Below are 19820 nucleotides of genomic sequence, written 5' to 3' on the forward strand. Positions count from 1 at the left end.
TTCACTTCCGCCGCTCTAGCCGTACATGCCACTGCCCAAGCCTCCCGCACAACGCGCCAGCCGCCTCGAAGCCACCGCCTACCCGGCCAACCTGACCCCCAGCAAACCCCGCGCCGCAGCACCCGCCGCCACCGCCCCCACGGCCGAGGTGCTGCGCCTGCCGCCCGCGCCGGCCGCCGCCAAGCCGGCCTCAGCCCCCGCCGCCAAGCTGCCAACCAAAGCGCCGGCCCAGGCCGCCGCGCCCAGGCGCGCGCGCAAGGCCGCGGCCGCCGGCCCGGCCAAGCTGTTCGTGCTGGACACCAATGTGCTGATGCACGACCCGATGTCGCTGTTCCGCTTCGAGGAGCACGACGTCTTCCTGCCGATGATCACGTTGGAGGAACTGGACGGGCACAAGAAGGGCATGACCGAGGTCGCCCGCAACGTGCGCCAGGTCAGCCGCGAGCTGGACCAGCTCGCCGCCACGCTGCAGACCAGCGGCATCCAGGAGATGGCCAAGGGCCTGCCGCTGGCCGGCACCGGCCACCGCGAGGCCGAGGGCAAGCTGTTCTTCCAGACCGAGCTGATCGACACGCCGCTGCCGCCAGGCCTGCCGCAGGGCAAGGCGGACAACCAGATCCTCGGCGTCGTGCAGGCGCTCAAGAGCCGCCATCCGGGCCGCGAGGTGGTGCTGGTGTCCAAGGACATCAACATGCGCATCAAGGCCCGCGCGCTGGGCCTGCCGGCGGAGGACTACCGCAACGACAAGACGCTGGAGGACTCCGACCTGCTCTACACCGGCGTGCAGGCGCTGCCCGCCGACTTCTGGGAGCGCCACGGCAAGACCGTCGAGAGCTGGCAGCAGGGCAACACCACCTACTACCGCATCAGCGGCCCGCTGGTGCCCAGCCTGCTGGTCAACGAACTGGTCTACCTGGAGGCGCCCGACGCCACGCCGCTGTACGCCAAGGTCACGGAGATCACCGGCAAGTCCGCCGTGCTGCGCACGCTGAAGGACTACGGCCACCAGAAGCATGCCGTCTGGGGCGTGACGGCGCGCAACCGCGAGCAGAACTTCGCGCTCAACCTGCTGATGGACCCGGAGTGCGACTTCATCACGCTGACCGGCACCGCCGGCACCGGCAAGACGCTGATGACGCTGGCCGCCGCGCTGGCGCAGGTGTTCGACGACCGCCGCTACAGCGAGATCATCGTCACCCGCGTGACGGTGCCGGTGGGCGAGGACATCGGCTTCCTGCCCGGCACCGAGGAGGAGAAGATGGGCCCGTGGATGGGCGCGCTGGACGACAACCTGGAGGTGCTGGCCAAGGGCGGCTCGTCGGCCGGCGAATGGGGCCGCGCGGCCACCAACGACCTGGTGCGCAGCAAGATCAAGATCAAGAGCCTGAACTTCATGCGCGGGCGCACCTTCCTGAACAAGTTCGTCATCATCGACGAGGCGCAGAACCTGACGCCCAAGCAGATGAAGACGCTGATCACGCGCGCCGGCCCGGGCACCAAGATCGTCTGCCTGGGCAACCTCGCGCAGATCGACACGCCCTACCTGACCGAGGGCAGCTCGGGCCTGACCTTCGCGGTGGACCGCTTCAAGGGCTGGGCCCACAGCGGCCACGTGACGCTGGCGCGCGGCGAGCGCTCGCGGCTCGCCGACTTCGCGTCGGAAGTGCTGTAGCGCTGGAGGGCCGCCGGCTCAGCGCTGGCCGCCGAGCAGGCCGCCCAGCATCCCGGCCAGGTCGCCCAGGCCGCCGCCGGCGGCACCCGCGCCCTGCTGCGGCAGCTGGCCGTCCGGCGTCAGCATGTCGATGATCTGCGGCAGCCACTGGCTGAGCTGGCTGCCGGCCTCGGCCGGCGACACGCCCGCCTGCTGCGCCAGCTGGCCGAGCAGGCCACCCGCGCCGCCCAGCGCGCTGCTGAGCTGGTCGGCTGACACCGGCAGGTTGCCGCCGGTCGAGATCCAGCTCTGCAGCTGCTCGCCCAGGCCGCCGGCCTGCAGCTGCTGCAGCAGCCCGGCCAGCCCGCCCTGGGCCGAGCCGTTGGCCAGCAGCCCGGCGATCAGCGCCATCCAGTTCGGTCCGTCGCCCTGCGCCTGCTGGCTGCCGAGGGCCTGCGTGGCAGCGCCGAGGATGTTGTCGAGAAGTCCCATCGAAGTCTCCAAAAAAGAAAGGGCACGGCCCGGGGCCGCGGCGCGAGCATAGGCCAACACGCCCGCGCCCCCCGGCCGCTGCTGCCAGCGGCTGTCAACGCGCGCCCGGACAATGCCGCGCACCATGCCGCAGCCCGACCGCTGGATCGCCCACCTCGACATGGACGCCTTCTACGCGTCCGTCGAGTTGCTGCGCTATCCGCAGCTGCGCGGCCAGGCGGTCGTCATCGGCGGGCGGCGCGCGGACGCGCCCCGGCAGCTGGCGGACGGCAGCTGGCGCTACGCCCGGCTGCGCGACTACACCGGCCGCGGCGTCGTCACCACCAGCACCTATGCGGCCCGCGACCTCGGCGTGTTCTCGGCCATGGGGCTGATGAAGGCGGCGCTGCGCGCGCCCGACGCCATCCTGCTGCCGGCCGACTTCGACAGCTACCGCAAGTACTCGCGGCTGTTCAAGGCCGCCGTGGCCGAGGTGGCGCCGGTCATCGAGGACCGCGGCATCGACGAGATCTACATCGACCTGACCGACGTGCCCGGCGTGCGCGACGCCGTCGGCCACGACCCGCTCGGCGGCGTCAAGGCCGTGGCGCGCGAGATCAAGAACTCGGTCGGCCGCGCGACCGGGCTGACCTGCTCCATCGGCATCACGCCCAACAAGCTGCTCAGCAAGATCGCCAGCGAGCTGGACAAGCCCGACGGCATCACCGTGCTGACGATGGACGAGCTGCCGACGCGCATCTGGCCGCTGGCCGTGCGCAAGGTCAACGGCATCGGCCCCAAGGCCGGCGACAAGCTGGCCCGGCTGGGCATCGAGACGATCGGCCAGATCGCCGCCGCCGCGCCCGCCTGGCTCGTCGAGCAGTTCGGCGAGAGCTACGGCCGCTGGTTGCACGACGCCGCCCACGGCCGCGACGCACGCCCCGTCGTCACGCACAGCGAGCCGGTCTCCATCAGCCGCGAGACCACCTTCGAACGCGACCTGCACGCGGTGCATGACCGCGCGCTGCTGGGCCGCATCCTCGACGAGCTGTGCGAGAGCCTGGCCGGCGACCTCGCGCGCAAGCGCTACGCGGGCAAGACGGTGGGCATCAAGCTGCGCTTCGAGGGCTTCGTCACCGTCACGCGCGACCAGACGCTCGAGCGCCCCATCGCCAGCGCCGCCGACATCCGCCGCGCCGCCGGCCTGTGCCTGAAGCGCGTCAGCTTCGACAAGCGGCTGCGGCTGATGGGCGTGCGCATCGGCAACCTCGTGCCCGCCGGCGAGGTGCCGGCCGCCGCGCGCGCCGGCCCGCCCGGGCGGGAAAACCTCTCGCTCTTCTGATGGCCGCGCCCGACTGGCACTACACCGTCTCGGTGCGCAGCCTCTGCGAGTTCACCGCCAAGCGCGGCAGCCTGGACCGCCGCTTCACGCCGTCCGCCACGTCGCTGGAAGGCCAGGCGGGCCAGCTGGCCGTGATCGCGCGGCGCTCGCCGGGCTACGAGACCGAGCTGCCGCTGGAAGGCCGGCACGGCCATTTGCGCGTGCGCGGCCGCGCCGACGGCTACGAGGCCGACGTCAACCGGCTGGAGGAGATCAAGACCGTGCGCGGCCCCGTCGAGCTCGTCCCCGAGAACCGCCGCGCGCTGCACTGGGCGCAGCTGCAGACGTATGGCGCCCTCATCGCCGCCGACCGCGGCCTGGCCGAGCTGGAGCTGGCGCTGGTCTACGTGGACGCCGACACCCAGCACGAGACCGTGCTGCGCGAGACCGCGCCCGCCGCGGCGCTGCAGGCCGCGTTCGAGGCGCGCTGCGGCCAGTTCGAGGCCTGGGCCGCGCAGGAAGCCGCGCACCGCGCCGCGCGCGACACCGCGCTGGCCACCCTGCCCTTCCCGCTCGGCGAGATGCGCCCGGGCCAGCGCCTGCTGGCCGAGGCCGTCTGGCGCGCGGCCGGCCAGGGCCGCTGCCTGCTCGCCCAGGCGCCCACCGGCATCGGCAAGACGCTGGGCACGCTCTACCCGCTGCTGCGCGCCATGCCCAGCCAGCGGCTGGACAAGATCGGCTACCTGACCTGCAAGGGCACCGGGCGCCTGCCCGCGCTGGAGGCGCTGCAGGCCGTGCGCCGCGCCAGCCCGGGCCTGCCGCTGCGCGTGCTCGCCCTCGTCGCCAAGGAGCAGGCCTGCGAGCACCCCGGCAAGGCCTGCCACGGCGACGCCTGCCCGCTGGCCCACGGCTTCTACGACCGCCTGCCCGCCGCCCGCGCCGAGGCCGCGGCCGCCGCCTGGCTGGACCCCGCCACGCAGCGCCGCATCGCGCTCGCGCACGGCATCTGCCCCTACTACCTGGGCCAGGAGATGCTGCGCTGGGCCGACGTCGTCGTCGCCGACGTGCACCACGCCTTCGACCCCCACGGCCAGCTCCACGGCCTGGCCCAGGCCCAGGGCTGGACGCTGGCGCTGCTGGTGGACGAGGCGCACAACCTTGTCGCCCGAACGCGGGACATGTACAGCGGCGCGCTGAGCCTGGCCCGCGTGCGCGAGGCCGTCGCCGCCGCACCCCGGGCGCTGCAGCCGCCGCTGCGCCGCCTGGCCGGCGAGCTGGCCCGGCTCGCCAGCGGCCCGGCGGCGGCGGACTACCAGCCGCTGCCCCAGCTGCCCGAGCCGCTGGCCGACGCGCTGCAGCGCGCCAACACCGCGCTGGGCGAGCATGTGCAGCGCCACCCGCTGGAGGTGGGCGCGGTGCTGGAGTTCTACTTCGAGGTGCTGGGCCTGCAGCGACTGCTGGACCGGCTGGACACGCACTCGCTGTGCGACCTGCAGCGCAGCGCCGGCCGCGCGGCGGAGGCCGGCGCGCCGCAGACCCTGTCGCTGCTGGACGACGAGCCGCCCGTCGACACCGGCGATGTGCGCGACCTGCTGCTGTCCGTGCGCAACATCGTGCCCGCGCCCTTCCTGAAGGAGCGCTTCGCGGCCTGCCGCAGCGTCACGCTGTTCTCGGCCACGCTGGGCCCGCCCGACTACCCGCGCCGGCTGCTCGGCCTGCCGGACGACGCCGCGTGGATCGACCTGCCCGCGCCCTTCCCGCCCGAGCACCTGAGCGTGCGCGTGGCCGACCGGCTGTCCACCCGCTACGAGCACCGCCAGGCCTCGCTGGACCCGCTGGTGGACCTGCTCGCCGCGCAGTTCGCCGCGCACCCCGGCAACTACCTCGCTTTCTTCAGCAGCTTCGACTACCTGGAGCAGGCCGCCCAGCGGCTGGCGCTGCGCCACCCGGCGCTGCCGCAATGGCGCCAGTCCCGCACGATGGGCGACGCCGCGCGCCGCGCCTTCCTGGAGCGCTTCGCGGCGGGCGGCCGCGGCATCGGCTTCGCCGTGCTGGGCGGCGCCTTCGCCGAGGGCGTGGACCTGCCCGGCACCCGGCTCATCGGCGCCTTCATCGCCACGCTCGGCCTGCCGCCGGTGTCGCCGCTGCAGGACCAGGTGCGCGAGCGGCTGGACGCGCTGTTCGGCCCCGGCCACGGCTATGCCGACCTCGTGCCCGGCCTGCAGAAAGTGGTGCAGGCCGCCGGCCGGGTGCTGCGCTCGGTGGACGACCGGGGCTGGGTGTGGCTGCTGGACCGGCGCTACCGCCGCCCCGAAGTACGCGCGCTGCTGCCCGCCTGGTGGCGGCTGTGACGCCCGCCGCGCGTGACGCAGCGCACATCCCGACAACAGCCCCCCTGACCCCGGGGGTCACAAATCTCAAGATTCGCCCAGAGAATCCGACCCGCCCAAAGAGCCAATTCAATACCAGTCAATGGAGCTGAAAAGCGGCAGATACCGGTTGCAAACCAGTTCAACGGGCATCGAATATTCAACACCACGAGGAAAGGACAATTCCATGGCATTCATGACCCTGAACCGCATCGCCGCCGTCGCGCTGCTGGCCGCTGCGGGCGCTGCGCAAGCCGTGCCCGTCATCGATTTCGGCGCCGCCAACGGCTACAGCGGTTTCTTCTTCGGCAACGTCACGAACGCTGCCGACGTGGAAGGCCGCCTGGCCGTCGGTGGCGACCTGACGAACGGTTTCGACATCGGCTACCGCAATGCCTACGGCTCCACGGCACCGTCCCTCGTGGTCGGCGGCAACGTGACGATGACGCACGGCATGGTCTACAACGGCCCGACCTACGATGTCGACACCAACGCCACCATCGGCCCGTCGACCGCCCCCTGGATCCCCGGCCAGCTGAACACCGGCGACATCGTCTACGGCGGCACGCTGCAGGCGGCCGACTGGCAATACAAGACCGCGACGAAGAACGCGAACTACCTCGACTTCGCCGCCGCCAAGTCGCAACTCGGCGGCCTGTCCAACAGCCTGGCGTCCGAAGCGGCCAACGGCAGCTTCTCGGTCGTCGGTGGCGGCGTCTCGCTGGTCGGTGACGGCACGTCCGACGTGCAGGTCTTCAACCTCGGCGACACCGCCCTGACCAACCTGTCGCTGAGCAACATCAAGGCCGGCGCCCACATCGTCATCAACAGCACGCTGACCAACGTCACCTTCGCCGGCGACTTCGGTGGCGACAAGGGCGACTCGACGGACCCGCTGGCCTCGTTCCGCGACCGCATCGTGTTCAACCTGGTCAACGCCACCAGCGTCAACGTCAACACCTTCGTGAACGGCAGCGTGCTCGCGGTGAACGCCGCCGTCAGCGGCTCCGGCCACCTGGAAGGCATGCTGATCGCCGACTCGCTGGGCGCGGACGCGGATGGCCGCAAGCTGGAAATCGGCTACGAGCACTTCACCCCGACCTCGCCGGTGCCGGAACCGCAAACCTACGCCATGCTGATGGCCGGTCTGCTGACCGTGGGCACCCTGGCCCGCCGCCGTCGCCAGTCGCGCTGATCTGCCGGAAGGCGGCCGCCGGCATCGGCGCCGCCTTCCCCCAAGGCCCCGGGCGCGCCCCGGGGTCTGCCGCCGCCACCCTGCCTGGAGTTTCCAGTGCGCGTGGCGGCGTTTGTTTTTGGGATGTTCACTCAGGGCAGGCACCTGACGGGAAGGCCGGGCTGGCGCCGGGACGCGGGGATGGGCAATTGCTCCGTGTCCCCCGGGCCGCTGCGCGGCCCTCCTCCTTTACCTGCGCAATTACCCATCCCCGCATCCCGGCGCTTCCACCAGCGGGTTTTCGCGGCGACGACTGAGCGCAACGCTGAACAGGAGGGCTCCCCGCCCTCCTGCGCCCAGCCCAACACCGGCACAAACACCAGCAGCAACACCAGCAACCCCCACACCGCTGGATACGATGCCCGCATGCCCACCCGCCCCATCCGCCTGCCCTCGCTGGACGCCCTGCTCGCCTTCGACGCCGTGGCGCGCGCCGGCAGCTTCGAGGCCGCGGCCGCCGAGCTGGCGCTGACGGCCAGCGCCGTCGCCAAGCGCGTGGCCGGGCTGGAGGAGCGGCTGGACCAGCCGCTGTTCCTGCGCCAGCCGCCCCGGGGCCTGGCGCTCACGCCCGCCGGGCACGAGTACCTGCCGCAGGTGCGCCAGGCGCTGGCGCTGCTGCAGGCCATGCCGCTGCACCGCCGCCCGGGCGGGCGCCGCGAGCGGCTGCGCGTGAGTTCCACGCCCACGTTCGCGCGCCAGTTGCTCGTGCCCGCGCTGCCCGGCTTCGCGGCGGCGCACCCGCAGGTCGAGCTGGAGCTGACGCTGTCCGTGCCGCTGCTGGCCGAGGGCGACGCGGGCGCGGACCTGGAGATCCGCCACGGCGCCGTGCCGGACGACCTCGCCCCCGCCCAGGTGCTGCTGCACGACCGCCTCACGCCGCTGGCCGCGCCCGCGCTGCTGGCCCGCTTCGCCGCGCTGCGCGCGCCGGCCGACCTGCTCGCGCTGCCGCTGCTGCGCACGCCGCTGCAGCCCTGGGCGCCGTGGCTGCGCGCCGCCGGCCTGGACGGCGTGCCCGAGCCGGACGCCGGCGCCCGCCTCGTCGACCTCGGCCTGGTGCTGGCCGCAGCACTCGCCGGCCAGGGCGTCGCGCTGGCGCGGCTCAGCCTGTCCCGGCACGAACTGGCCGAGGGCCGCCTCGTGCGTCCGTTCGCGCTGGCGGTGCCGGCCGAGCGGCACTACGGGCTGGTGACGCACCGGCCCGGGCCCGCCGCCGACGCCTTCGCGGCCTGGCTGCACGCGCACTGCGCGGCGCTGGCCGCGGAAAACTCTTCCGCTGCGGCCTGAGGTTTTTTCCGACGCGCCGGGCACGCGGCGGCCCTAGCATCGCGGCCACCCGCAACCCAGCCCGCCGCCATGCCCGTCATCACCTGCATCGAAGACCTGCGCCAGCTCGCCGAGAAACGCGTGCCGCGCATGTTCTACGACTACGCCGACTCCGGCTCCTGGACCGAGACCACCTACCGCGCCAACGAGAGCGACTTCCAGGCCATCAAGCTGCGCCAGCGCGTGGCCGTCAACATGGAAGGCCGCAGCACCGCCGTCAAGATGATCGGCCAGGACGCGAAGATGCCCGTGGCCATCGCGCCCGTCGGCCTGACCGGCATGCAGCACGCCGACGGCGAGATCCACGCCGCGCGCGCGGCCGAGAAGTTCGGCATCCCGTTCACGCTGTCGACGATGAGCATCTGCTCCATCGAGGACATCGCCGAGCACACGTCCGCGCCCTTCTGGTTCCAGCTCTACATGATGCGCGACCGCGACGCGATGGCGCGCATGATCGGCCGCTGCAAGGCCGCCAAATGCTCCGCCCTGGTGCTGACGCTGGACCTGCAGGTCATCGGCCAGCGCCACAAGGACCTGAAGAACGGCCTCACCGCGCCGCCGCGGCCGACGCTGGCCAACCTCATCAACCTGGCCACCAAGCCGCGCTGGGTGCTGGGCATGGCGGGCACGAAGCGCCACACCTTCCGCAACCTCGTCGGCCACGTCAAGGGCGTGAGCGACATGCGCTCGCTGTCGGCCTGGACCAACGAGCAGTTCGACCCGCGCCTGTCCTGGGCCGACATCGCCTGGGTCAAGGAACAGTGGGGCGGCAAGCTGATCCTGAAAGGCATCATGGACGTCGAGGACGCCAAGCTCGCCGTGCAGGCCGGCGCCGACGCCATCGTCGTCAGCAACCACGGTGGCCGGCAGCTGGACGGCGCGCCCAGCAGCATCCACGCGCTGCCGGCCATCGCCGCCGAGGTGGGCAGCCGGACCGAGGTCTGGATGGACGGCGGCATCCGCTCCGGCCAGGACGTGCTGAAGGCCTGGGCGCTGGGCGCCCGCGGCACGATGATCGGCCGCGCGATGGCCTACGGCCTGGGCGCGATGGGCGAGGCCGGCGTCACGAAGGCGCTGCAGATCATCCACAAGGAACTCGACGTCAGCATGGCCTTCTGCGGCCACACGCAGCTGACGAACGTGACGCGGGACATCCTGGTGCCGGGCAGCTACCCGGCGGCCTGAGACGCCGGCCCGCAGCCGCGCGGCTCAAGCGGCGCGGGGTGGCCCGCCACGGGTTCTGCGCGCCGTGGTTCTCCTCCCCCGAGGGCGCGCCGATCCTGCGGCTTGATGAGGCGAAGTCGATGGCGACGCGCCTTCACCTCAATCTTGTGGACTGTTTCGGGGCGGCTTCCCTCCGCTTGCGGATGGCATCGCACGGCGCCCGGGCACACGATGCGGCCGCGCCGAGAGCGAGTCCTCCGGCGCGGTTCCGCCAGGGAGATCGCCCTGCCCGGGACCCGAATCGACTCGCGGGAGACAGTCCCATGGCACTCGAGAAAATGGATGCGGCCGCCCTGCAAAGCGCGGTGGCCCAGGCAGGCGAAGCCTGGCAGGCGGGCGTGACGAGCGTGTCCGAACTGCCGGACCAGGATAAGCGGCTGCGCCTCGGCGCCACGCCGCCGGGTGGCGAAGCCGAATTGCTGGACCGCGAACGCGCCGCGGCAGCCAACCGCGACGCGGCGATGGCCTTGTCCGCCGAGGGCGCCCCGGCGTCCTACGACCTGCGCAACGTGGGCGGCAAGAACTTCATCACCCCGGTGAAGGACCAGGGCGGCTGCGGCTCCTGCGTCGCGTTCGGCAGCGCCGCCGCGGTGGAAGGCACGTTCCGCGTGCAGCGCGACGACGCCAGCCTGGCGGTGGATCTCTCCGAGGCCCACCTGTTCTACTGCATCGCGCGGGCCCAGGGCCGCAACTGCAACAACGGCTGGTGGTGCGACAAGGGGCTGGACGCGTTCAAGACGGATGGCGTCGCGGACGAGGCCTGCTACCCCTACACCGCCGCGGACCAGAACTGCAGCAACCGCTGTGCCGACTGGCAGAACCGCCTGACCAAGATCAGCAACTGGCACCCGATCAACACGGCGGCCGAGATGAAGACCTGGCTGTCGACGCGCGGCCCGCTGTCCGCCGCCTTCACGGTCTACAACGATTTCTTCTCGTACAAGAGCGGGGTCTACAAGCACGTCAGCGGCGCGGCGGCAGGCGGCCATTGCGTCTGCGTCGTCGGCTACAACGACGCGGGGGGCTACTGGATCTGCAAGAACAGCTGGGGCACCAACTGGGGCGCGCAGGGCTTCTTCAACATCGCCTACGGCCAGTGCGGCATCGACGCGCAGATGTGGGCCGTGGACGGCGTGATCGAGACCGGCTGGCTCAACGGCCGCAAGGTGCTCGGCCTGTGGAGCATCGACCAGAACCGCAACGCCTGGGTCTACCTCGACGGCAACATCGGCTGGAGGCGCATCGCCTTCGACAACGACAACATCTTCATCGACCTGCTGACCCTCTTGTCCAGCGCCAAGCTGACGAAGAGCCTGGTGAACGTCTACCAGGAAGGCGGCGTCATCAAGCAGGCCTACGTGTTCTGAACGGGAGGTTCACCATGAGCAACGACTGCGGATGCGGCAGCAAGAAGGCGGCGGGCAATGCCGGCATGCCGATGCGCGACCCCTCCAACCTCCAGACCACCACCGAAGGAAGCGCCATGAGCGACCAAGCCCCCTCCCTGACCCCGCCCCAGGCCGACGACACCAGCGACAGCGCGGGCAGCGGCGCGGCGGACGGCGCGCCCACGCTGACGCCCGACTCGCTGAACGCCTCGGGCGACGGCGACGGCGGCATCACCGCCTGGAACAACGACAAGCGCGTCACCGCGCTGTGGTCCATGAACCAGAACCGCAACGCCTGGGTCCATGTCAACGGCGTCGGCTGGAAGAAGCTGGCCAACAACTCGGACAGCGCGGTCATGGCCCTCACCCTGCTCGGCGCCCACGCCAAGCAGGCACAGGCGCCGTACAACTACCGCGACGAAGCGGACGGCATGATCCACGAAGCCTACGTCTGGTAGCCCGCCATGGCCGAGCATCTGCTGACCCAGGCGCAGCACGGCGGCGCCCTGCGCGCCACCGTCGGCGACGACGTGCTGCTGCGGCTGCCCGAGAACCCGACGACGGGCTACCGCTGGGAATTGGCCGTGCCGCCCGGCCTGAGCCTGCTGGCGGATGAGCAGGTGCCCGCGGGCAGCGCCCCCGGCGGCGGCGGCGAGCGCGTGCTGCGCCTGCGCGCCATCGCGCCGGGGTGCCACGCGGTCAACGCGGCGCTGCGCCGCGCCTGGGCGCCGGACGACACACCGCCATCCAGCTTCTCGGCGACGCTGGAAGTCACCTAGCGGGACGGCGGGAGGGGCTGCGCGCGCCGCTCACGCCGCCGCGCGCGGCCCAAACATGATGACCGCCATGCCGGCCAGGCAGAGCGCCACGCCGAGCCAATCGGTCAGCGTCGGCTTCACCCCGTCCACCAACATCAGCCAGACGATGGCCACGCCGATGTAGACGCCGCCGTAGGCCGCGTAGACGCGCCCGGCCGCCGTCGGGTGCAGCGACAGCAGCCACGCGAACAGCGCCAGGCTGGCCGCGCCCGGCAGCAGCAGCCAGGCCGGGCCGCCCTGGCGCAGCCACAGCCAGGGCAGGTAGCAGCCGACGATCTCGGCCAGCGCGGTGGCGATGAACAAGCCCAGGGTCTTGAGCATGGCGGCGCTCACTCCACGCGCAGCAGCCGCAGCGGCAGCCGTTCGCGGCGCGGCAGGTCGCCGCGCGCCTCGCCGCTGCGCGGGTCCACCGCCCAGCCGGTCTGCAGCACCAGCCGGTCGCTGCGCGCGCCGGTGCTGCCGCGCTGCACGTTGCCGTAGGCGTAGGGGTTCACCGCCTCGCTGTCGATGCGCACGGTGCTGGTCCAGTACCAGCCCGCCGGGGCGGCCGGCGCCAGCGCGGCCGGCTGCGGCGCGCGCGCCAGCCGCTCGCCGAACTGGCGCAGCTCCTGCACGCGCGGCACGCGCCAGGTCCGCCCCTGCGCCTGGCTGCGCGCGCGGGCCATCGCCAGCGCCTCGGCGTGCGTGAACAGCGCCGGCCGGCCCAGGCAGCCGCGGCCGTCCCACTGCATGCCTTCGACGCAGCGCGCCCAGGCGTGGCCGCTGGCGGCGTCCAGCAGCTCCTGGCCGTCGGCGCTGGGCGCGAGCGCCGGAGCGGGGGTGGCGGACGCGGCGGCCGAGGCCAGCGCGGCGGTGACGAGGGCAAGGAGGGCAAAGGGTCGCATGGCGCCCATGCTGCCAGAACGCGCGCTCAGCGCCCCGCCGCCGTCACCAGCGCCTGCGCCTCGGCCGGCGTGACCTCGCCATCGCCCGGCAGCTCGACGACGACCAGGTAGCCGGCCAGGTCGGCCCGCGCGCCCGCGGCGGCATAGGCCTGGGCCAGCGCCAGATGGCGGCTGGCGAGCAGGCGACCGGTGGCCGGGTCCCAGTCCTCGCCGGACACCAGGCAGCCCTGCTGCGGCGTGCCGGGGAAATAGGCCGCGCCGGCGTGGTAGGCGGGGTTGATGGTGCTGCCGTGGATGAGCAGCTCGTCGCGCCCGGCGCGGCCGGCCAGCCAGGCTTCCTTGAACGGCGCCCAGGCGCGCCAGCGCGGCGACAGGTAGCTGTCGTACAGCGCCTCGCTCCAGGCAGCGGCGCCGGTGGCGTCCACGTGCTCGAACTCGGCGGGCGTGGCCTCGATCGGCAGCTTGCTGTGCAGATAGGGCGTGGGGCCGATGTCGGGGTTGCGGGCCGTGCCGGCGCCGACGATGGTGAACAGGCCCTGCGGCGTGTTGCCGTTGGTGAGGGTGCCGGGCAGGCCGCTGCGCGCGAGCGCGAGCTGCGGCGACGTGAACAGCCGGCCGGCCGCGTCGCGCACGAAGCGGCCGTCGGCGCCGCGCACCAGCGCCAGGCCCATGCGCTGGCGGCCGGGGCGCTGCAGGCTGTAGATGACCGGGAAGCCCGGGCGCAGCGGCGCGGCCAGCAGCTCGGCCAGCGGCGGCGGCGCGGCGGCCGGCGGCGGCTGCAGGCGCTGCATCAGCGCGAGCAGCCGCGCGTCGTCGGCCCAGCCCGGGAACTGCGCCGGCACGAGCGCGGCCAACCGCGGCGCGGCGCCGGGGTCGGCCTGCAGCAGCGTGTAGGCGGCGATCGCGAAGGGCTTGCTGGCGCCGAGCTGCGGCAGCAGCGGCCACAGCAGCGGCGCGGCCTCGGCGGGGTAGAGCGTGTGCGCGGCGGTGAGCAGCGCGCGCTGCGTCTCGGCGTCGCGCGTGCCCAGCGTGGGCAGCGCCGCCAGCAGCAGCGGCCGCGCGGCGTCCGCCTCGGCGTTGTAGTGGGCCACGGCGTCGAACAGCGCCGGCAGCGCCGCGTCGCGCGCGGGGCCGGGTGGCAGCGCCAGCACCGCGCGGATGCCGGCCAGCGCCTGCTCGCGCTGCGCCCGCTCGCCGGCCGTGGACGTGGCGGGCCAGCTGAGGTCCCCCGGCTGCAGCGCCAGCAAGTCGGCGGCGGTCGGGCGCGGCGCGGCCTGCTCGGCGCCGGGCGGGCGCGGCGCCAGCGGCGCGCAGGCCGCCAGCGCCAGGGCCGCGGCCAGGCAGGCGGTGAGGGTGGCGAGCCGGCGCGTCATGCCCGCAGCGCCTCCACCAGCAGTTCCAGGGCCGGCGGCTTGCGGCGGTTGGGGTAGTAGAGATGGTAGGCCTCGTAGGTGTGGCGCCAGTCGCGCAGCACCTCGACGAGGGCGCCGGACTCGATGTGCGGGCGCACCAGCGCCTCGGGCACGTGGGCCAGGCCCAGGCCGGCCCGCGCCGCCTCGACGATCTGCAACAGGCTGTTGAGCACCAGCTGCCCGTCCACCTTGAGCCGCTGCTCCTGCCCGCCCTTGCGGAAGGTCCAGCCGTACAGGCCCTGCGCCGGCAGGCGCAGGTTGATGCAGTCGTGCTCGATGAGCTGCTCCGGCAGCCGGGGCCGGCCGCGGCGCTCGAAGTAGGCCGGCGCGCCGACGACGGCCATCGGCATGTCCGGCCCGATGCGCACCGCGATCATGTCCTTGGAGACCAGGCCGCCGCGGCGCACGCCGGCGTCGTAGCGCTGGCCGACGATGTCGGTCAAGCCGTAGTCGGTGGTGATCTCGACCTTGATGTCCGGGTAGGCGGCCAGGAAGGCCGGCAGCGCCGGCCACAGCACGGCGTGGACGGCGTACTCGTCCGCCGAGATGCGCAGCGTGCCGGCCGGGCGGCGGCGCAGCGCGCTCATCTGCGCCAGGCCCTGGCGGATTTCCTCCATCGCCGGGCCCACCAGCGCCAGCAGGCGCTCGCCGGCCTCGGTCAGCGAGACCCGGCGCGTGGTGCGCACGAACAGCGGCATGTCCATGCGCTCCTCCAGCCCGCGGATGGTCTGGCTCAGCGCCGACTGCGACACGCCCAGCCGCGCCGCGGCGCGGGTGAAGCTGTGCGCCTCGGACACCGCCAGGAAGGCCTGGAGGTCGCGCAGGTTGTCGCCGGCCATGCGCGGCCGGGCCTCAGCGGATGCCCATTTCGTCCAGCAGCCGCGTGGCCCGGTCGACGGTGCGCATCTGCCACAGCATGTAGCGCGCGTCGACGCTGATGCTGCGGACCATCCGGGGGTTGAAGTCCCAGTCGGAGATCACCGCGTCCAGCGTGCCGTCGAACAGCAGGCCCACCAGCTCGGCCTTTTTGTTCAGCACCGGGCTGCCGGAATTGCCACCGGTGGTGTCCAGCGTGGACAGGAAGTTCACCGGCACCGAGTCCAGCGCCTTGACGTAGTAGTCGCCGAACTGGCGCGCCTGGATGGCGGCCAGCTGCTCGGCCGGCGCGTTGAACTCGCCGCCCGCCTCGTCCGGGCCCTTGTGCTTGGCAACGATGCCGCGCAGCGTCGTGAACGCCGTCCAGGTGCCGCCGTCGGCGCCGGGCGTGCGGCCCTGCACCTTGCCGAAGCTGATGCGCAGCGTGCCGTTGGCGTCGGGGTAGACGGCCTCGCCGCGGCTGGCGTGGTAGTCGATCATGGCCTGCTGCACGCCGGCATAGGCCTTCTGCAGCTGGCCGCCGAGTTCCTTGTCGCGGTCCTCGCGCTTCTGGTCGTCGCCGTACAGCGCCACGGCGGCGCGGATGAAGGCGTCGTCGCTGGCCTTGAAGGCGGCCACGTCCTTGCCCAGCCAGGCCATGCGGGTGGCGGTGTCGGCGAGGCGGCTGCCGGCGTAGAGCTTGTCCAGCTGCGCGCGGACGGCGGCCTCGTCCTGGCCGGCCTTCAGGCCCAGCGCGCCGAGCCAGGCTTCATTCAGCGTGCCGGCCGGCTGGGCCAGGTACTGCGCCAGGAAGTGGGCGGCGAGGCGCTTGTCGCTCGGCTCGTCGTAGCGGCGGTCCAGCGACTGCTGCGCGGCCTTCAGGCGCGGCAGGTCGCGCTCCTGGAAGCCGCTCTTGCGCTCGGCGTCCGGCTTGGCGCGCTGCTCGGCGGCCTCGTAGAGCTGGCGCGCGGCGTTCAGCAGCGCGGGCGACATGAAGCCCATCAGGTGCTCGGCGCGCACCGTGGCCTGGCGCTCGGCCAGCAGGCGCTGCGTGGCGGCCAGGTCGGCGCCGTAGCGCGCCTGGCGCCGGGCGTCGGCGTGGATCCAGGCGGTGAGCCGGTCGAAGCCGGCCTGCTTGCGCGCCAGGATGTCGCTGCCCGCGTAGCTCTGCTGCTGGCCTTCCAGATTCTTGAAGTAGTTCTGCAGGCCTTGCATGCGCGAGGCCATGCGGATCTCGCCGTCGCGTCGGCCGGCGGTCTCGGCCTTGATGAGGGCGATGGACTCGCCCATGGCCTGGATGCGCGCCGGCTGCTCCCAGCCGAACGCGAAGTCCACCTCGGCCGGCAGGCGGTGGCGGTTGGTGCGGCCCGGGTAGCCGGCCACCATGACGAAGTCGCCCTCGTTCAGCGGGCTGGTCTTGGGCGACGCGAGCTTCAGGTGGTGCCTGGGCAGGTAGGGCTTGTTGTCCTTGCTGAACTCGGCGGGCTTGCCGTCCGGGCCGACGTAGGCGCGGTAGAAGCTGTAGTCGCCGGTGTGGCGCGGCCAGACCCAGTTGTCGGCATCGCCGCCGAACAGGCCCACGCCGGTGGCCGGCGCATGCACCAGGCGCACGTCGCGGATCTCCAGCTGCTTGATGAGCTGGTATTGCAGGCCGCCGAAGAAGGCGTAGACGTTGCAGCGGTGGCCGGCATCGGCCTCGCAGGCGGCGACGAGCTTTTTCTCGGTCGCCTCGATCGCGTCGCTGCGGGCCTTGCCGTCCAGCGCCAACGTCCTGGCGTCGAGGATGTCGGCGGACACGTCCTTCATGTCCACGGTGACCAGGATGCGGCTGCCTGGCGCGGCGGGCAGTTCGTCGGCCAGCGTGGCGGCGTAGAAGCCCTGCTTCAGCAGGTCGCGGTCAGGCCGGGAGTTGTACTGGATGCTGCCGTAGGCGCAGTGATGGTTGGTGACCACCAGGCCCTGCGGCGACACGAAGCTGGCCGTGCAGCCGCCCAGCGAGACGACGGCGCCCATCGGGAAAGCGGTCAGGTCGTTCAGCGTCCGGGGGTCCAGCGCCAGGCCGCCGGCCTTCAGGGCTTTGGCGATCTGCGGCAGCTGTTTGGGCATCCACATGCCTTCTTCGGCATGGGCGGTGGCGGCGGCCAGCACGGCGGCGGCCAGCAGCGAGAGGGAATGGCGGTTCATGGCAAAGGGGCGGTGATGACGCGAAGCCGCGAGCCTACCGTGAAGCCGCGGCCCCGCCCCTGTGCTGAAAGCCAGGACGGCCCGCGGCATGCGCCGCAGAAGCCGCCCCGGGCCGGCGCGGTCAGCCCGCCGCCAGGCGCTGCCAGGTGTCGATGACCGTGTCCGGGTTCAGCGAGATCGACACGATGCCCTCCTCGGCCAGCCATTCGGCGAAGTCCGGGTGGTCGCTGGGGCCCTGGCCGCAGATGCCGATGTACTTGCCGGTCGCGCGGCAGGCGCGGATCGCGCGCGAGATCAGCGCCTTGACGGCCGGGTCGCGCTCGTCGAAGTCGCCGGCCAGCTGCTCCAGGCCGGAGTCGCGGTCCAGGCCCAGCGTCAGCTGCGTCAGGTCGTTGGAGCCGATGGACATGCCGTCGAAGTGCTCCAGGAATTGCTCGGCCAGGATGGCGTTGCTCGGCACCTCGCACATCATGATGACGCGCAGGCCCTCGACGCCACGCTTCAGCCCCTTCTCGGCCAGCATGTCCACCACCTTGGCCGCCTGCTTCACGGTGCGCACGAAGGGCACCATGATCTCGACGTTGGTCAGGCCCATGTCCTTGCGCACCCGCTTCAGCGCCTCGCACTCCATCGCGAACGCGTCCTGGAACTCGCCGCTGATGTAGCGCGACGCGCCGCGGAAGCCCAGCATCGGGTTCTCCTCGTCCGGCTCGTAGCGGGTGCCGCCGATGAGCTTGCGGTACTCGTTGGACTTGAAGTCGCTCAGCCGCACGATGACCGGGCGCGGGAAGAAGGCCGCCGCGATGGTGGCGATGCCCTCGGCCAGCTTGTCCACGTAGAAGGCGCGCGGCGACGCATGGCCGCGGGCGACCGACTCGACGGCCTTCTTCAGGTCGGCGTCGATGTTCGGATAGTCCAGGATGGCCTTGGGGTGGACGCCGATGTTGTTGTTGATGATGAATTCCAGCCGCGCCAGGCCCACGCCGCCCGAGGGCATCTGCGCGAAGTTGAACGCCAGCTGCGGGTTGCCGACGTTCATCATGATCTTGATCGGGCAGTACGGCAGCTCGCCGCGGTGCACCTCGCTGACCTCGGTCTCCAGCAGGCCGTCGTAGATGTAGCCGGTGTCGCCCTCCGAGCAGGCCACGGTGACGAGCTGGCCGTCCTTGAGCTTGTCGGTCGCGTCGCCGCAGCCGACGACGGCCGGGATGCCGAGCTCGCGGGCGATGATGGCCGCGTGGCAGGTGCGGCCGCCGCGGTTGGTGACGATGGCGCTGGCGCGCTTCATCACCGGCTCCCAGTTCGGGTCGGTCATGTCGGTGACCAGCACGTCGCCCGGTTGCACGCGCTCCATCTCGGCGACGCTCTCGACCAGCCGCACCGGGCCGGTGCCGATCTTCTGGCCGATGGCACGGCCCTCGGCCAGCACGGCGCTGTGCGCCTTGAGCTTGTAGTGGTGCTCGACCTGGCCGGTGGCCTGGCTCTTCACCGTCTCCGGGCGGGCCTGCAGGATGTAGAGCTTGCCGTCGACGCCGTCGCGGCCCCACTCGATGTCCATCGCGCGGCCGTAGTGCTGCTCGATGATCATCGCGTACTGCGCCAGCTCGGTCACTTCCGCGTCGTTCAGCGAGTAGCGGTTGCGGTGCTCGGGCAGCGTGTCCACGGTCTTCACCAGCTTGCCGCTGGCGGCCTTTTCCTCGGGCGACGCGAACTCCATGCGGATCAGCTTGGAGCCCAGGTTGCGGCGGATCAGCGCCTGCTTGCCGTTCTTCAGCGCCGGCTTGTGGACGTAGAACTCGTCCGGGTTCACGGCGCCCTGCACCACCGTCTCGCCCAGGCCGTAGCTGGAGGTGATGAAGACCACGTCGGGGAAGCCGCTCTCGGTGTCGATCGTGAACATCACGCCGGCCGAGCCCAGGTCGCTGCGCACCATGCGCTGCACGCCGGCCGACAGCGCCACGTCGCCATGCGCGAAGCCCTTGTGGACGCGGTAGCTGATCGCGCGGTCGTTGTACAGCGACGCGAACACCTCGCGCATCTTGTGCAGCACCTCGTCGATGCCGACCACGTTCAGGAAGGTCTCCTGCTGGCCGGCGAAGGAGGCGTCGGGCAGGTCCTCGGCCGTCGCGGACGAGCGCACGGCGAAGGACACGCCCGGGTTGTCCGCCGTCAGCTGCGCGAACGACGCGCGCACGGCGGCCTCCAGGTCGGCCGGGAAGGGCTGGCTCTCGATCCAGCCGCGGATCTCGGCGCCGGCCTCGGCCAGCGCGCGCACGTCGTCGGTGTTCAGCGAGGCCAGCCGCGCAGCGATGCGCGCGTCCAGCCCCTCGTGCTTCAGGAAATGCCGGAAGGCGTGCGCCGTGGTGGCGAAGCCGCCGGGCACGCGCACACCGCTGGCGGCGAGCTGCGAGATCATTTCGCCGAGGCTGGCGTTCTTGCCGCCAACAGACTCGACGTCGCTCATCCTCAGGTTCTCAAACGGTACGACCAGGGCGGTCGCCTCGAACAGGGTGGACATGAAAAAACTCCGGGAGGTTGAAAAACCGGGGCCGCCGCGGTGTCCTGGCCCGGCGCCGAGCAGGGATGCTCAAGGCAGGCGCGGCTCCGTCCATTTCTGGATTCTTCTGGGGGGAGGGAGGCGCGCATGGGGCTGACCGCGAGGAATTGCGGCGGATTCTAGGCGGTT

At 72.2% G+C, this 19820-nt stretch carries 16 protein-coding genes; 9 read left to right on the plus strand and 7 right to left on the minus strand.

The annotated features are described in order from the left end of the window. The first annotated feature begins 25 nt into the window (after window positions 1–25). Window positions 26–1672, plus strand: coding sequence for a PhoH family protein (locus QM788_RS18500; protein WP_415662912.1), 1647 nt, complete (start codon window positions 26–28; stop codon window positions 1670–1672). A gap of 18 nt (window positions 1673–1690) precedes the next feature. Here the strand turns inward: QM788_RS18500 and QM788_RS18505 are convergent, their stop codons facing one another. Then, window positions 1691–2143, minus strand: a complete 453-nt coding sequence (locus tag QM788_RS18505) for a YidB family protein (protein WP_415662913.1) — start codon at window positions 2141–2143, stop codon at window positions 1691–1693. Between the two features lie 124 nt (window positions 2144–2267). Between QM788_RS18505 and QM788_RS18510 the strand changes: the two genes are divergently transcribed. The 8 genes from QM788_RS18510 (at window position 2268) to QM788_RS18545 (ending at window position 11760) form a co-directional block, all read left to right on the plus strand. Next, the gene (locus tag QM788_RS18510) at window positions 2268–3464 is read left to right on the plus strand and encodes a DNA polymerase Y family protein (protein ID WP_415662914.1); all 1197 of its coding nucleotides are present in this window, start codon (window positions 2268–2270) and stop codon (window positions 3462–3464) included. Next, window positions 3464–5794, plus strand: coding sequence for an ATP-dependent DNA helicase (locus QM788_RS18515; protein WP_415662915.1), 2331 nt, complete (start codon window positions 3464–3466; stop codon window positions 5792–5794). The genes QM788_RS18510 and QM788_RS18515 overlap by 1 nt, the downstream gene beginning before the upstream one ends. Before the next feature lie 205 nt (window positions 5795–5999). Continuing rightward, window positions 6000–7007: a choice-of-anchor A family protein gene (locus tag QM788_RS18520; RefSeq protein WP_415662916.1), complete on the plus strand. Its 1008-nt coding sequence runs from the start codon at window positions 6000–6002 to the stop codon at window positions 7005–7007. A 405-nt stretch (window positions 7008–7412) separates the two neighbouring features. Continuing rightward, window positions 7413–8330 (plus strand): LysR substrate-binding domain-containing protein, encoded by a 918-nt coding sequence (locus QM788_RS18525; RefSeq protein ID WP_415662917.1) that lies wholly within the window; start codon window positions 7413–7415, stop codon window positions 8328–8330. Between the two features lie 69 nt (window positions 8331–8399). Next, window positions 8400–9554 carry an L-lactate dehydrogenase gene (locus QM788_RS18530; RefSeq protein ID WP_415662918.1) on the plus strand — a complete coding sequence of 385 codons (1155 nt, stop codon included), beginning with the start codon at window positions 8400–8402 and terminating at the stop codon, window positions 9552–9554. Window positions 9555–9856: 302 nt separating this feature from the next. Next, a complete protein-coding gene (locus QM788_RS18535) occupies window positions 9857–10960 on the plus strand; it encodes a C1 family peptidase (protein WP_415662919.1) in 1104 nt (367 codons plus the stop codon). A gap of 14 nt (window positions 10961–10974) precedes the next feature. After that, window positions 10975–11439 (plus strand): hypothetical protein, encoded by a 465-nt coding sequence (locus tag QM788_RS18540; RefSeq protein ID WP_415662920.1) that lies wholly within the window; start codon window positions 10975–10977, stop codon window positions 11437–11439. 6 nt (window positions 11440–11445) lie between these two features. Then, a complete protein-coding gene (locus QM788_RS18545; RefSeq protein WP_415662921.1) occupies window positions 11446–11760 on the plus strand; it encodes a protease inhibitor I42 family protein in 315 nt (104 codons plus the stop codon). A 30-nt stretch (window positions 11761–11790) separates the two neighbouring features. Here QM788_RS18545 and QM788_RS18550 read toward each other — a convergent pair whose 3' ends face one another. From QM788_RS18550 to ppsA, 6 genes are all read right to left on the minus strand, one after another. Then, a complete protein-coding gene (locus QM788_RS18550; RefSeq protein ID WP_415662922.1) occupies window positions 11791–12120 on the minus strand; it encodes a YnfA family protein in 330 nt (109 codons plus the stop codon). Between the two features lie 8 nt (window positions 12121–12128). After that, window positions 12129–12683 (minus strand): DUF1566 domain-containing protein, encoded by a 555-nt coding sequence (locus QM788_RS18555; RefSeq protein WP_415662923.1) that lies wholly within the window; start codon window positions 12681–12683, stop codon window positions 12129–12131. Window positions 12684–12709: 26 nt separating this feature from the next. Further along, complete coding sequence (locus QM788_RS18560; RefSeq protein WP_415662924.1) at window positions 12710–14056, minus strand: hypothetical protein; 1347 nt, start codon at window positions 14054–14056, stop codon at window positions 12710–12712. Further along, a complete protein-coding gene (locus QM788_RS18565) occupies window positions 14053–14934 on the minus strand; it encodes a LysR family transcriptional regulator (RefSeq protein WP_415662925.1) in 882 nt (293 codons plus the stop codon). Before QM788_RS18565 ends, QM788_RS18560 begins: the two co-directional genes overlap by 4 nt. Before the next feature lie 13 nt (window positions 14935–14947). Next, the gene (locus QM788_RS18570) at window positions 14948–17134 is read right to left on the minus strand and encodes a S46 family peptidase (protein ID WP_415662926.1); all 2187 of its coding nucleotides are present in this window, start codon (window positions 17132–17134) and stop codon (window positions 14948–14950) included. Between the two features lie 121 nt (window positions 17135–17255). Further along, window positions 17256–19652, minus strand: coding sequence for a phosphoenolpyruvate synthase (ppsA, locus tag QM788_RS18575; RefSeq protein ID WP_415662927.1), 2397 nt, complete (start codon window positions 19650–19652; stop codon window positions 17256–17258). Window positions 19653–19820 lie beyond the last annotated feature (168 nt).

The organism is Roseateles sp. (assembly GCF_047654785.1).
Classification (GTDB): domain Bacteria; phylum Pseudomonadota; class Gammaproteobacteria; order Burkholderiales; family Burkholderiaceae_C; genus Pelomonas.

Bases quoted from the DNA above. Each gene is read 5' to 3' on its own strand.
- QM788_RS18520 (WP_415662916.1), top strand. From the start codon at position 6,000: ATGGCATTCATGACCCTGAACCGCATCGCCGCCGTCGCGCTGCTGGCC.
- ppsA (WP_415662927.1), bottom strand. From the start codon at position 19,652: ATGTCCACCCTGTTCGAGGCGACCGCCCTGGTCGTACCGTTTGAGAAC.
- QM788_RS18525 (WP_415662917.1), top strand. From the start codon at position 7,413: ATGCCCACCCGCCCCATCCGCCTGCCCTCGCTGGACGCCCTGCTCGCC.
- QM788_RS18570 (WP_415662926.1), bottom strand. From the start codon at position 17,134: ATGAACCGCCATTCCCTCTCGCTGCTGGCCGCCGCCGTGCTGGCCGCC.
- QM788_RS18510 (WP_415662914.1), top strand. From the start codon at position 2,268: ATGCCGCAGCCCGACCGCTGGATCGCCCACCTCGACATGGACGCCTTC.
- QM788_RS18555 (WP_415662923.1), bottom strand. From the start codon at position 12,683: ATGCGACCCTTTGCCCTCCTTGCCCTCGTCACCGCCGCGCTGGCCTCG.
- QM788_RS18540 (WP_415662920.1), top strand. From the start codon at position 10,975: ATGAGCAACGACTGCGGATGCGGCAGCAAGAAGGCGGCGGGCAATGCC.
- QM788_RS18535 (WP_415662919.1), top strand. From the start codon at position 9,857: ATGGCACTCGAGAAAATGGATGCGGCCGCCCTGCAAAGCGCGGTGGCC.
- QM788_RS18530 (WP_415662918.1), top strand. From the start codon at position 8,400: ATGCCCGTCATCACCTGCATCGAAGACCTGCGCCAGCTCGCCGAGAAA.
- QM788_RS18500 (WP_415662912.1), top strand. From the start codon at position 26: ATGCCACTGCCCAAGCCTCCCGCACAACGCGCCAGCCGCCTCGAAGCC.
- QM788_RS18560 (WP_415662924.1), bottom strand. From the start codon at position 14,056: ATGACGCGCCGGCTCGCCACCCTCACCGCCTGCCTGGCCGCGGCCCTG.
- QM788_RS18565 (WP_415662925.1), bottom strand. From the start codon at position 14,934: ATGGCCGGCGACAACCTGCGCGACCTCCAGGCCTTCCTGGCGGTGTCC.
- QM788_RS18515 (WP_415662915.1), top strand. From the start codon at position 3,464: ATGGCCGCGCCCGACTGGCACTACACCGTCTCGGTGCGCAGCCTCTGC.
- QM788_RS18505 (WP_415662913.1), bottom strand. From the start codon at position 2,143: ATGGGACTTCTCGACAACATCCTCGGCGCTGCCACGCAGGCCCTCGGC.
- QM788_RS18550 (WP_415662922.1), bottom strand. From the start codon at position 12,120: ATGCTCAAGACCCTGGGCTTGTTCATCGCCACCGCGCTGGCCGAGATC.
- QM788_RS18545 (WP_415662921.1), top strand. From the start codon at position 11,446: ATGGCCGAGCATCTGCTGACCCAGGCGCAGCACGGCGGCGCCCTGCGC.